The 13,116-nt window shown below is 47.5% G+C and carries 13 protein-coding genes; 10 read left to right on the top strand and 3 right to left on the bottom strand.

The features are described 5' to 3' along the window. Positions 1 to 48 precede the first annotated feature (48 nt). Positions 49 to 342, bottom strand: a complete 294-nt coding sequence (gene rpmB / locus ABJO30_03905) for a 50S ribosomal protein L28 (GenBank protein ID MEP3231950.1) — start codon at positions 340 to 342, stop codon at positions 49 to 51. 319 nt (positions 343 to 661) lie between these two features. Between rpmB and ABJO30_03910 the strand changes: the two genes are divergently transcribed. From ABJO30_03910 to ABJO30_03930, 5 genes are all read left to right on the top strand, one after another. Further along, entirely contained in the window at positions 662 to 1,546 is an 885-nt protein-coding gene (locus ABJO30_03910; GenBank protein ID MEP3231951.1) for a DUF3108 domain-containing protein, read from the top strand. A 1,005-nt stretch (positions 1,547 to 2,551) separates the two neighbouring features. After that, the gene (locus ABJO30_03915; protein ID MEP3231952.1) at positions 2,552 to 5,458 is read left to right on the top strand and encodes a helicase-related protein; all 2,907 of its coding nucleotides are present in this window, start codon (positions 2,552 to 2,554) and stop codon (positions 5,456 to 5,458) included. Positions 5,459 to 5,464: 6 nt separating this feature from the next. After that, entirely contained in the window at positions 5,465 to 5,851 is a 387-nt protein-coding gene (locus ABJO30_03920) for an RNA-binding S4 domain-containing protein (protein ID MEP3231953.1), read from the top strand. A gap of 173 nt (positions 5,852 to 6,024) precedes the next feature. After that, positions 6,025 to 6,363 carry a ferredoxin FdxA gene (fdxA, locus tag ABJO30_03925; GenBank protein ID MEP3231954.1) on the top strand — a complete coding sequence of 113 codons (339 nt, stop codon included), beginning with the start codon at positions 6,025 to 6,027 and terminating at the stop codon, positions 6,361 to 6,363. Between the two features lie 360 nt (positions 6,364 to 6,723). Continuing rightward, on the top strand, positions 6,724 to 7,314 hold the full coding sequence (locus ABJO30_03930) for a CarD family transcriptional regulator (protein MEP3231955.1): 591 nt from the start codon (positions 6,724 to 6,726) through the stop codon (positions 7,312 to 7,314). Between the two features lie 106 nt (positions 7,315 to 7,420). Here ABJO30_03930 and ABJO30_03935 read toward each other — a convergent pair whose 3' ends face one another. Both ABJO30_03935 and ABJO30_03940 read right to left on the bottom strand, forming a co-directional pair. Then, positions 7,421 to 8,989 (bottom strand): M48 family metalloprotease, encoded by a 1,569-nt coding sequence (locus tag ABJO30_03935; GenBank protein ID MEP3231956.1) that lies wholly within the window; start codon positions 8,987 to 8,989, stop codon positions 7,421 to 7,423. Beyond that, complete coding sequence (locus tag ABJO30_03940; GenBank protein ID MEP3231957.1) at positions 8,986 to 9,732, bottom strand: hypothetical protein; 747 nt, start codon at positions 9,730 to 9,732, stop codon at positions 8,986 to 8,988. Before ABJO30_03940 ends, ABJO30_03935 begins: the two co-directional genes overlap by 4 nt. A 237-nt stretch (positions 9,733 to 9,969) precedes the next feature. On the opposite strand from ABJO30_03940, the gene ABJO30_03945 reads away from it, so the two are divergent. The 5 genes from ABJO30_03945 to ABJO30_03965 form a co-directional block, all read left to right on the top strand. Next, positions 9,970 to 10,713, top strand: a complete 744-nt coding sequence (locus ABJO30_03945; GenBank protein ID MEP3231958.1) for a sulfite exporter TauE/SafE family protein — start codon at positions 9,970 to 9,972, stop codon at positions 10,711 to 10,713. 33 nt (positions 10,714 to 10,746) lie between these two features. Continuing rightward, a complete protein-coding gene (locus tag ABJO30_03950) occupies positions 10,747 to 11,358 on the top strand; it encodes an antibiotic biosynthesis monooxygenase family protein (protein ID MEP3231959.1) in 612 nt (203 codons plus the stop codon). A gap of 8 nt (positions 11,359 to 11,366) precedes the next feature. After that, the gene (locus tag ABJO30_03955) at positions 11,367 to 11,717 is read left to right on the top strand and encodes a copper resistance protein CopC (protein MEP3231960.1); all 351 of its coding nucleotides are present in this window, start codon (positions 11,367 to 11,369) and stop codon (positions 11,715 to 11,717) included. A 5-nt stretch (positions 11,718 to 11,722) separates the two neighbouring features. Then, a complete protein-coding gene (locus ABJO30_03960; protein ID MEP3231961.1) occupies positions 11,723 to 12,604 on the top strand; it encodes a CopD family protein in 882 nt (293 codons plus the stop codon). A 3-nt stretch (positions 12,605 to 12,607) separates the two neighbouring features. Then, positions 12,608 to 13,116, top strand: a 509-nt coding sequence (locus ABJO30_03965) for an acyl-CoA dehydrogenase family protein (GenBank protein MEP3231962.1), incomplete at its 3' end; no start/stop codon positions are given.

The following is a 13,116-nucleotide window of genomic DNA, read 5'->3' on the forward strand; positions in this document are numbered from 1 at the left end:
GATTAAAATCAACCGGGTTCAAAATTCTTTTTGGTTTAAAAGCAGTGCTTAAGCAGCAGCTTCTGCCAATTTGCGCTCAAGTTGACGCTTGATCAATTTAGCACGGTCAGAAAGCTCAGCTTCTTTTGCTTTCGCAAGGAAGAGGTCCAAACCGCCACGGTGTTCAACCGTACGCAGAGCACTTGCAGAAACTTTCAATGAAAACTTTTGATCAAGCGCTTCGCTCATCAAAGTTACATTACAAAGGTTAGGCAAAAAACGACGGCGCGTTTTGTTTTGTGCGTGGCTGACGTTGTTGCCAGACATTACAGCCTTGCCAGTAAGTTCGCAGCGGCGAGCCATATCTCTATCCTTTTTTACTTCATATAAGCGGGCAATTGCCTCGCTTGATTTCTTGGTTTGACATAGGGCACGGTGCAGCAATCATTACTGAAAGTCGGCATCGACGCGTGACAATGTCGGAAATTTCGCCGTTCATACGAGCTAGCTGGCAATTCGTCAAGCAAGAACAGCAGATTCATCGCTCATCATGATCGATTTTTCTGCAATTACCACTTTCAACACCAACCAACCCACCCCATACCATGAATTTTGTCTATAAATGCGTTGTTGGTTGTCATATATTAACCTTATTCCGTAATTAGTGCGGGACAAGGTTAATATGATTTTACAGAAGGTTCCCGGGTCTTTGTCGTTAGTCTCGATCAAGCACTACTTAAAAAAATCAGCGCCACTTTTAGCGGTAACGCCTCTTTTAGTCGCGTCTGTCGGACAAAGTTTTGCAGCAGACACAGTGCGCGTCTTCACTAAGTATGGCATTTCGATTGCAGGCATCCCCATTGGCAATGCGCGCGTCAACACCGTTTTTAACGGTAAGAACTTCAAAATCTCAGCAAATGGGCGCACAGCTGGGGTCAGCCGTTTGGTGTCTGATGGACGTGGAACACTGCGTGCAGAAGGCGTTGTCGGAAAAAACCGAGCATTCCCAAGCAATTTCAGCATGGACACAGTCGATGACAAGCTCATCACCAAAGTGCGCATGTCCATGTCTAAAGGCAACATCAAACGTCTAGTTGCCGCCCCACCACTTTTAAAGCGCGCGGACCGTATCCCCGTTTTGAAAAAACACCATCGCAGTATTTTGGACCCACTTTCAGCCTTTATGGTACCGCTAGACCGTGATGGAAAAATTGAGCCTGCCAAAGCCTGCAATAGAACAATTCCTGTTTTTGATGGATGGCAAAGGTTCGATATCCGATTGTCTTTCAGCACGACAAAAAATGCGAATTTGGGAGGGCGTGACGGCTACAACGGTCCTGTTGTGGTTTGCAAAGCCCGCTACGTGCCAATTGCAGGCCATCGTCCGACAAGAAAAGCCACCGTATATTTAGCAAACAACCAAAATATGGAATTATGGCTGGCCCCGATTAAAGGCATACCAACTTTGGTACCCGTTCATTTGAGTATCGGCACAAAAATCGGCACCCTCGCTTTGTCGGCTAATATTTTCCAAGTTGCCGGCACAGATACAGCCTCATCACAATAAAATAGACCAACGACCAGCCCAAACCGCTGCCGCCAGGCCTTGCCCGTCGTTTCGCCGTCTCAAAAGATAACCATTCATTCAGCAGAACATCCGATTTGCTCAGCGTTAAACTGTGTCCACCCGCAGATGAGCACTTGAGATTGAGTTATCTTCACCATCAACTGTGCGAATTTCCACGAATTCACGTTCATTGTTGGGCATCGTGGATGCATGTGTATCAAACCAAGACAGTTTTCAAAAAATTAGTTAATTAAAACAGCTGTTTACTCGATTATTTTTAAACTCAATAGACAATGAAAACCCTCTTACCCCCTAGGTCTTGTAGGAACAGAACAGAAACCTATTGGTTCTCCTGATTCGGACAGGGTTTGTTCATGGCTTGGCCTGAAGTGTTAACAAACACCGAGAAAGCCATAACCCGCCATCAACGTTTCATAAAGAAATTCATGCGTGTCCCCGAAGGCGCATTGAAATCATTGAGTAACGGAGTTGAACACTGAATTAACCGTTTAAGACGCCTTTAAGCTTACGAATTTTCAAAATTAGTAATCAGTCGACGCAAAACCACAGCATCTGGTGGTGAACAAATCATATACACGGGAAATCTCCTGATTCGGACAGGGTTTGTTCTCTGGTTGGACTGTTCGTTAAAAGAAACCAATGACCACAAGAGCGTCGATTAAGACTTTAAAAAGAGAATTGCTTCGCTGTGAAACACCTTGAATAAATTGGTTAACGCTCCACTTTAAAAAACCTATATATTTGAGTCACTTAGATTCAATATATAGCTTACATGGAGAAATGATTCACAACATATTGAGAAGAACAAGATGTGAACTTCCTTGAATCACTGATTCGGGCACGGTTTGTTCCTGCCTCGTTCCGTTCCTTAACAATTGGCCATTTTTAACCGAATAAAATCACGTCTGCCCAAAGTTTTAGCTTGCGCTTAACAGGCGGTATGTATCAATTTGAAACTACCCGCGTTCCTCCGTCATTTTACTTATGTACGATATCAATCAGCCCCGCCTAACAATCACCACTGGACACGGCGAAACTGTCCGTGTTGCTTCTGCGCGCGGTGTGACGGCTGTGCTTGGACCGACCAATACGGGCAAAACCCATCACGCAATCGAGCGCATGGTCTCTCACGAAACTGGCATTATGGGTCTGCCGCTGCGTCTGCTTGCGCGTGAGGTCTATACCAAGGTCGTCGCTAAAGTTGGCGAGCACAATGTGGCGCTAGTCACGGGCGAAGAGAAAATTGTGCCTGACATGCCTCGCTTTTGGATTTGCACCGTCGAGGCAATGCCGCTTGATTTGACAGTGAACTTTGTGGCGATTGATGAAGTGCAATTGGCCCAAACTCTCGAACGCGGCCATATCTTCACCAACCGCATCTTAAATATGCGCGGATCCAACGAGACCCTGCTGCTTGGGGCATCAACGGCACGGCCTGTGCTTGAAGAACTCATTCCAGGTCTCAATGTTATCACCCGCCCACGCATGTCTGAACTCTCGTATGTCGGCGCAAAGAAAATTTCGCGTCTGCCCAGACGCTCAGCCATTGTCGCCTTTTCCAGCCAAGATGTTTATGCAATCGCCGAGCTTATTAGACGCCAAAGTGGCGGTGCTGCGGTGGTTCTTGGCAGTCTCAGCCCGCGCACCCGCAATGCACAAGTTGAGCTTTTTCAAAATGGCGACGTCGATTATCTGGTTGCAACAGACGCTATCGGCATGGGCCTAAACCTTGACGTCAACCACGTGGCCCTTGCTGCCATGCAAAAGTTTGACGGCTTTCAATTTCGAAATCTTACTCCTGCAGAACTTGGCCAAATCGTTGGCCGTGCCGGACGACACACGCAAAACGGCACCTTTGGTGTCACATCACGCGTTGAGCCTTTAGATGAAGCCCTTGCAGAACAGCTAGAAAGCCACGTCTTTGAACCGTTGAAAGTATTTCAATGGCGCACCAGCAAGCTTGATTTTTCTTCAATGCGCGCTCTACGCGATAGTTTTGATGCCGCCCCCACCTCCCCGCGCCTTGTAAAAGCGCCAGTTGGCGATGACATCACAACCCTTGAAGCAGCCATGCGCGACAACGAAACGCGCGACCTAATAGCCAACGCTGATGATGTGGAGAGATTGTGGGATGTGTGCTGTTTGCCAGATTATCGCAAAATTGCCCCTGCCGAACACGCCGATTTAGTGCTAACAGTCTTTGGACAGTTACAAAAACATGGAACAATCAAAGAAGATTGGTTTGCAAGTCAAATTGCACATGCTGATCGACTTGACGGGGACATCGACACATTATCTAACCGTATCGCACATATACGTACGTGGACTTATCTTGCAAATAGACATGATTGGCTGCAAAACTCTACTCATTGGCGCGATGAAACACGTCAGGTAGAAGATCGCCTTTCTGATGCGTTACATGATAAGTTGACACAACGTTTTGTAGATAGACGCACCAGCGTTTTGATGAAGAAATTGAGAGAAAGCACAATGCTCGAAGCTGAAATAACCCCTGATGGTGATGCAATCGTTGAAGGGGAAAACATTGGCAAACTTGAAGGCCTAAGATTTTCGCCAGACCCATCTGCCAGTTCTGGCTCTGAAGCCAAAACCGTGCGTGCTGCCGCTCAAAAAGCATTGGCGGGCGAAATAGAAAAACGCGCGGAGCGGATTGCAAAAGCGCCCAATGAAGCCTTCGTTCTCTCTTCAGACTTCACTATTCGCTGGCTTGGCGCCGTTATTGCCCGTGTTACCGCGAGCGATGACTTCCTTGCACCTAACTTCATTGTGCTTGCTGATGACCAACTAACCGGCCCAGCGCAAGAAAAAGTTACGAACCGTCTCCGTCTATGGCTTGATAATCAAGTCGCGACCGTATTGCAGCCCCTTGCTGATCTTAGAAAAGCTGAGGGCCTAGAAGGTCTAGCGCGCGGCATCGCGTTTCAATTGGCTGAAAATTTTGGTGTGATTGACCGGCGAGAAATTGCTAATGATATTCAAAACCTCGATCAAACAGCCCGTGGTTCTTTAAGAAAATTGGGTGTTCGCTTCGGTGCGTATCACATCTTCATCCCTGTTTTGCTGAAACCAGCGCCCGCCTCCTTGGTGGCAATGCTATGGGGTTTGAAAGAAGATCAAACAGACAATCCCGGCATTAGCGAAGTACCATCTATGTCTGCTGCTGGTCGCACATCGTTTGAAAGCAATCCAGAAATTCCTGCCGACCTTTACCGTGTTGCAGGTTTTAAAGTATCGGGTGGCCGCGCTGTTCGCGTTGATATTCTTGAAAGACTGGCGGATATCATTCGTCCGCTTATTTCTTGGAAACCAACAGAAAATGAGCCAACAGCGCCAGAAGGTGCTCTTAATGAGTTTGGCTTTACGGTCACGGTTGCCATGACTTCATTGCTTGGTTGTTCCGGCGATAATTTTGCGACTGTCTTAAAATCACTCGGCTACCGTGTCGAACGTCGCGAATTGCCTGCTGAAGAAGCACCAGCGACCGAAGCCGTTAGCGAAGAAGCGCCAAGCGAACTGCCTGCAGAAATTTCAGAAGTCCCTGAGATTAAAGCAACCCAAGCAAGTAACGAAGTAGCAGCTGAGGCAGATGGCGAGAATGCGGAAGAAACGGGTCCGAAAATTCTAGAAATTTGGCGGCCACAACCAGCTAATCGTGGCAATGCCACCCGTCCGCGTGAAAACGCCAATAAAGGCGGCAAGGGTAAGCCTCGCTCTAATAAAGGTACACATGACGCCAAAGGTGGCGGAAAAGGCAAACGACCGCCGAAATCATCCAAGCCTGATCATGCGGGCAAGCCAAAAGAAAAGAAGATCGATCCAGATTCTCCTTTTGCAAAATTGGCAGCCTTAAAAGCCGGATTGAAAAAGTAAGCGCCTATGAGCACACCCGCCAGCCCAAAAATCAGGATTGATAAATGGTTATGGTATGCGCGGGTGTTAAAAACACGATCTTTAGCTTCAAAAGCCGTTCAAGCAGGCCATATCCGCGTGAACCGCAACAAAGTCACGTCTGCAAGTCATGGACTAAAAGTAGATGACGTGCTCACCATCGCTTTGCATAGCCAAATTAAAGTTTTGAGAGTGGAAGCATTGGGTTCTCGTCGCGGACCGGCCCCAGAGGCGGCTTTGCTGTATGAAGACCTAACGCCCGTTCCAGATAAATCTGAGCAAGCTAAAATATCAAACAAAACGCCCTCACCGGAAAGACGGCCTGATAAGCGGGAACGACGCCAAATTGAGGCCTTTAAAGGCGAATTTCGCTAGAGTTCTGCCCTGTTGGCAACAATGTTAGAAAAATATATTGCTTTTCTTCATATGCGCAGAATATCTCACCCTTGAGTTTCAAACCAAAACCCGATAAACGCGGCGGGACAGCTTTCAATCCCCCATAAAATGGCGGGTATGATTGAAACAGCAATAGGTATCAGGAGAACACCGTGACATACATCGTGACGGACAATTGTATTAAGTGCAAATACACCGACTGCGTAGAAGTTTGCCCTGTGGACTGCTTCTATGAAGGCGAGAATATGCTCGTCATCCATCCAGACGAATGCATTGATTGCGGTGTTTGTGAACCTGAGTGCCCTGCTGAAGCCATTAAACCGGATACTGAGCCTGGCCTCGAAGATTGGTTGAAAATCAATACTGATTACGCCGAGAAATGGCCGAATATTACGGTCAAAAAAGACCAGCTTCCAGAAGCGGAAGAATTTGATGGCAAAGAAGAGAAGTATAAAGAGTACTTTTCAGAAGCGCCTGGAACTGGTGATTAACTAGCTTTCCAACGTAAACAATACAGCTCATATTCGCGCTTAAGTTGAATGGGTAATTTTTCTCGCGGTTAACTTGTGTAAATAACTTGTTAATTTTTGAGCAATCTTAACCATACCACCTCACATCCGGTGTGCGGTGCACATAATCTTTGATTTTTAACGATTTTTATGGTACATACGGGGATAACAGCAAAGTTGCACCCTGTCTTGAAAGTTTAACAGCGGAAATAAATCCCACCAATTCGTTAAAATTTTAACGCTCCTTCCCAATTATGAATGGGGCGCATGGATAGCTTTCACTTTGCTCGTAATTAGCAGAAGCCCTTGGGAAACCTTAGGCAAACAGGAGTATATTCTTTAATGGCTACGACTAAAAAAACAACACAACGTCAAGGTTTCAAAACAGGTGAGTTCATTGTTTATCCATCACATGGCGTTGGTAAAATTGTCGGCATCGAAGAACAAGAAATTGCAGGCCTAACACTCGAACTATTTGTCATCGAATTTGAACAAGACAAAATGGTCCTTCGAGTTCCAACAGCAAAAGCTGATTCAGTTGGCATGCGTAAAATCTCAAGCGACGAAATCATTGCGAAGGCTCTTAAAACACTTCAAGGCCGTGCTCGTGTTAAACGCACGATGTGGAGCCGCCGTGCGCAGGAATATGAAGCCAAGATTAACTCTGGTGACCTCGTGTCTGTTTCAGAAGTTGTTCGTGACCTCTTCCGCGCTGAAGACCAACCTGAGCAATCTTATTCAGAGCGTCAACTTTATGAGCAAGCCCTCGATCGTATGGCTCGCGAAATCGCAGCCGTTGAAAAGCTGTCTGTGACCGAAAGCGTTCAGAAGATCGAAGTGAACCTTGCAAAAAGCCCACGCCGCGTTGCTAAGGCTGCTGAAGCGGAAACTGCAAATGATGCAGACGGCAAGCAAGAAGAAGCTGCTGCTTAATACCTCTTCGAATACAAGATCATTAAAACCCAGTTTGGTTGTCCAAGCTGGGTTTTTTCATTTTGACAGTCAGTTTAACGCGATCTGTAAGGACGCAGCACGACGCCTAGCCTGAGTTTCCATCATAGATCACTTTCACCAGTGATCCTGCTTCTACTTTCTGTCCACGCCTCAAGCCGTTCAAAACCATGAAAGCTTCAGGCGGATTTGCCACCAATCCGCGCATTGAACCTGCAAGACTGCTGACGCTATCTGAACTTTTTACTTTCACAATGCGAATGCGTAATGGCGAAAGGCTTCGCGCTTCGCCTCGTGACAACGTTCTAAAACTCGAAACCGTGGAACTCACCGCCCGATCAAACAAGGTCGATGGTGATTGCGTCGCGAAAATCATCCGATACGTCGACGTGGCCGACCGTATAACCGTGATCTTAAAACTCCAATTATTGACCGCAGCTACTGCAGAGGCAGCCTCTGATCCATTGACCGTGAACGACCTGATCGAGTTAGGATCAAGACCGTTCAACCAACCCGACGTCAAATATTGTGGCAGCGTCACCCCTACCGGAAGGTCAACACCATCAAAGCGCACCGCATCGCCGTTACCAGCGGTTGCAAGAACTGCTTCTCTCGTATTTTCAATCACATAGCCACTTGGGACAGAGAAGGTGAAAAGCAACTGCGGATGGAAGAATGACCGGTCACGAACAAAACCCTCTGCCGGATCGTCGCCAAAAATCATGCTATCAATTGATCGAAGATAGGCTTGTTTATCGCTCGACCCAAATCCAGGCGCACCAAATTGTCTGGCAGTAGCCCGCGCCTTTTGAATGCGACTTGGCGTTGATGGGTGAGAGGATAGAAAATTCGGACCATCATTCGATTTCGCAACCGTCGCCGTGGTCCGGTAGCTTTGATAGTTCGCCATGGTTTCCAAAAATCTGGAAGCCGCAAAGGGATCATATCCTGCAAGTGCCGAATTTTTCACGCCCACTTGATCGGCATCTAATTCTTGCTGCTGAGTAAATGCTGCAAAGGCTAATTGTCGCTGTTGGCGAATTGATTCAATGGTTGAGGTATCGCTAATCACCCCTTGAACCGCTTTTGCAACAATTTCGCTTTTACGCGCTTGTTGCAGCCTTTGTTGTCCGTGCTGGCTTGTGACATGCGCCATTTCATGAGCCAAAACGGCGGCCACTTCAGAGCCATCATTTGCCAACGCAATCAGCCCGCGCGTGATATACAAAAACCCACCGGGCAGCGCGAAAGCGTTGACTGTGGGTGAATTCAATATCGTAATTTGAAACCGCTGCGATGGGTCCTCTGATTTTGCAACCAGTCTTGAGACAATCTGCGCCAATTGGTTTTCGACCTGACGATTCGTATAGACACCGCCATAGGCTGCGATAATTCGTTTATTTTCTTTTTGAGAGGCCTTAACAAGCGCGCTGTTGGTGCGTCTTTTAGGCACAGGAGGCGCTGCTTTGCTTGTATCAATCGCCGTGCCGTTAATGGTCGATGATGGCCCATTGGTTACATCAGGACCACCCCTCAAAAGGCCGAGGTCTGAACAGGAGGCGAGAAACAGCGCTATCCCGCACGTGAAAACCCCGCGGGCCAAAAGCCCACGGCGACGCTTATCGCGTGGTCTATCAAGGGAGAAATGCTTCGTCACTCGCTGAGCATCTCCATCTGCGTCAGATGGTCAATCCGCATACTCGGGCCATAATACAAGTCTAAAAATCCTCTCAACTGTACCTGCTGACCCACTAAATTGGAATTGAAATTCACACTATTCTCGAATGTTTTACTTACTAAAGGAGAAAGATAGGCAGTAAAATCTTTTTTCCAATTATCACCAAAGTTGATTGAAATGCCACGTTTCGTGCGACGGACTTCAGTGACAGTGCCTTGAATAATCACGAATTCACCCTCCAAGCCCCACAATCGCTGACTATTTGCTGACAAGACCGGAACAATTCCAGCCTGTCTTACTGACCCGAATGTAGGTTCTTTTGGTGCTATTGCAATCAAATCGACCTTTATTTGATCAAATTCACAATTCGACACAAAAGTTTTTCTCAATTGAGGATTAGGCATATAAGCAGCAGATCGTGAACGGATGAGTGCTTCTTGGGCGAGATTAGGCTCCTCGCTCGCATCTTTGGCATATAAAAACACCGGCTCTCGGCCATAGCGGTCCGCTGGCCCGCTGGCCAAAATGCGGATTTCATGTCCCGCAATCATTCGTCTCATTTTCGCAAGCGTTTGGGACGAAAGTGTTCCAGTTTCTTTGTTAAGTGGGAAAAACAAATCAGCAAGTTTTAAGCGACGTGCATCATCCAAGAATAAAACGCCGTGATCATCAATTTTTGTGATTGTTACTGGTGTCGCATTTTCAAAAGAGCATTCACTCAATTTGAGAGTTTCATCCGCAAGCGGGCTTGTTTGAAAGGTTGAAACGCTCAACCAGATAACGACAAACAAACCTATGACATACCAACACCGCATAACCGACCCTAACACAGAACCTTGCACGGTGACATTGCGAAGACCCTCCGCAATTCCTGCTTGGCATCCCCTTCAAATTGAGATTAAACATCGTGCACGATGAACACTCCTTATTTCACCTCAACCAACGGCTGGAATGACTGAATGACAAACGATGTTTTGATGTTCCTTCTAGCCGGTGCAATTGCTGGTGGGTTTGTAAATGGTCTTGCAGGTACAGGCACCGCGCTTCTCACTCTCGGGTTCTGGCTTCAAGCAATTCCTCCCTTGGAGGCCGTTGCTATGGTGCTGGTGATTTCCATCATCTCAGGAATTCAAGGCATGGTGTTGGTTTGGAAAACCATTGAATGGCGTCGCGTCCTGCGGTTCGTGCTGCCAGCACTCATTGCCATGCCTATCGGGCTCTATTTATTGGATGTGATTGATGTCCGTGCTTTAAAACTAATCGTGGCAGTTTTGCTCGTTACATACGGCGGGTTCTTTTCCTTTCGAAAAAATCTCCCTCTCATTTCAAAGCCGACTTACATCCTCGACGCGCTGATCGGATTTAGCGGTGGCATTTTGGGGGCGCTTGGTGGGTTGTCTGGTGCAATACCAACCATGTGGTGCGCGCTTCGCACTTGGACGAAAACCGAACAGCGCTCATTACTCCAACCTTTCAACATGGTTGTTTTAAATGTCGCAGCAGTTCTGCTCTTCTTCAAAGGCGCTTACACAGCGCCCGTTTTATCCAACCTTGTGTTTGTCGTTCCGACCGCTTTAATCGGCTCGCTCATCGGTATTGCTGTATTTAAACGGTTAAATGACAATCAATTTAGACGACTGCTTATTGCACTCATGCTCGTTTCTGGGCTTATTCTATTAGGACAAGAACTCCTGTCTGGCTGACGACTACTGTGAGCCCAAATTACAAGGCGAGCCATGCAAACTCTTCTCTTTGAAATGCAACCAAGAGCCGGCCACGAAGATCATTATTTCGCGCACGCAACCAAACTAAAACCATTGGTGTTGGCAGAGCCTGGATTAATGTTCTTAGATCGGTTCCAATCTTTGAGCAGAGAAGGTCTTATCCTATCCCACTCGCGTTGGCGCGATGAAGCAGCCATTGCAAGCTGGCGCTCAAATGGCACGCATCACCAAACCCAAATGGCCGGACGCACTAAGCATTTTTCTGACTACCGCATTCGCATAGGAACGGCGATCATCAACCTTGATGAACAAGGCTCGATCTCACGCTTTGAGAACCACGGCAGTTATCGCGAAGAAGGTGATAAACCGCCGCGCTACCATGCCATTATTATAAGCCAAGATGCGCCCTATGACGGCGAAGGCGAGAGCTTTAAAAGCGTTTACAATGAAGGCGTTTATCTTCATATTCAAGATTGCCCGACACTCAAGGACGGCGAAACATTGATGGCAAGCCTTACAGAAAATGATGCCGTTCAATATGCCAACCTCACCCACACATCGCGCGATTACGGAATGTTTGAACGCGAAGAAGCCCCGCAATATATGCCAGAAATGACTGAGTGAACCCAACCATGAAATCTATTTTACTTTCAATCTGCCTTCTTTTCACCGCCACGACATTGTCGTTCAGTCATTCTGTTGTGACGAACAGCAGCCCTGAAAATGGCGCGCGTTTGCGTGTCGCTCCCAAACATCTGGAAGTCTCATTTTCCAAACCAACCCGCGTTGTTAAAGCAAGCCTCTCCCGCAACGAAGACGATCCGGTGAAACTCACGCTTTCAACCAAAGAACCGACCAAGATGATCCGCTTTTCGCCGGCACCTAATACGGCAGGTGATTATGTTGTCGAATGGCGTGCGCTCAGCAAAGATGGCCATGCGTTAAAAGGCAGCCTCGAATTTTCGATTGTTGAACCAAATTAAACAGCATGGAAGACGGTTGGACCCTTGCCATAATACTCATTAAAGCAGGTCTTTACGTCACCAGCTTTGTTGCGGCTGGCACGGTATTATTCCTCATTTCAGTCAGACCCAACGGCCCAGCCATACATGGCCCAACGCGCTTATTTTCTGGCGCTTCCTCGCTCATAGCTCTCTCATTCTTGGCACTTCATGTCGCCGCCCAAGCAGGATTTTTGGCTGATGAAGGCTTTGCAGGCATGGTTGATCGAGACATGATCAATATCATCTTGGAAGGACCGTTAGGTCTTTCAAGCAAGGTGCTACTGCTTGGCCTTTTGACGATTTTACTCACCTCTTTCATTCCAATGCCAATAAATGTGATCTACGGGTGGGTTGCGGGCATCGGCGCTCTTTTCATCGTGATCTCATTCACGCTCATTGGGCACACGACAAACGGCAATATACCTGTGTCAGCAGGCTTGATTGCCCTTCACCTTTTCGCAGTCAGCTTTTGGCTCGGCGCGCTTTGGCCTCTCTATCGGCAAGCCCAAAATAACAAAGTAGATGAACTAATTGCGACAGCCGAAAGCTTTGGCAAACAAGCCATGCTGGTCGTGCCCGCGCTTTTAGTGGCTGGATTGGTTTTGTCGGTATTTTTAGTTGGCAGCGTTACCGCCCTTTTCACCACAGCATATGGATTGCTCTTAATCGGCAAGGTAGTGCTTGTGATCCTGCTGCTTGGGCTCGCGGCTTTAAACAAATACAGGTTCATTCCTGCACTAAAAGAAAACGAGCCAGAAGCACTCAATCATTTCACACGTTCCGTTCGACTTGAAGTTTTATTATTTTCAGGCATCCTTTTGATAACCGCCGTTCTAACCTCTGCGCTCGAACTACCCACAGGATAAAAAATGGATCTAAAATTCTCCGCTAAAGAAGATGCGTTCCGTGAAGAGGTGAAGGGTTTTCTAAAAGAGAAACTCACCAAGCGGTTAAGTGACAAAGTCAAAGCGGGGCAGCGTCTCACGAAAGAAGATTATGAAGAATGGCACGCCGTTCTTAATGAGCGTGGATGGCTCGCCCCAAGTTGGCCTGAGGAATATGGCGGCACGAGTTGGAGCCCGATTGATAAGCACATTGTGGAAGAGGAATTTGCCCTTGCAGGCGCGCCCCGCACCGTGCCATTCGGCGTTAATATGCTGGCGCCCGTTTTACTAAAATTTGGCAGCGACGCGCAAAAATCCCATTACCTGCCGCGCATTTTAGACGGCACAGATTGGTGGTGTCAGGGGTACTCTGAACCGGGTGCTGGGTCCGACCTTGCTTCTCTCAAAACCAAAGCCGAGCGCGACGGCGATCATTATATCGTCAACGGTCAAAAAACATGGACCACCCTCGGCCAATATGCCGACTGGATTTT

The organism is Hyphomicrobiales bacterium, assembly GCA_039973685.1.
Classification (GTDB): Bacteria; Pseudomonadota; Alphaproteobacteria; order Rhizobiales; family JACESI01; genus JACESI01.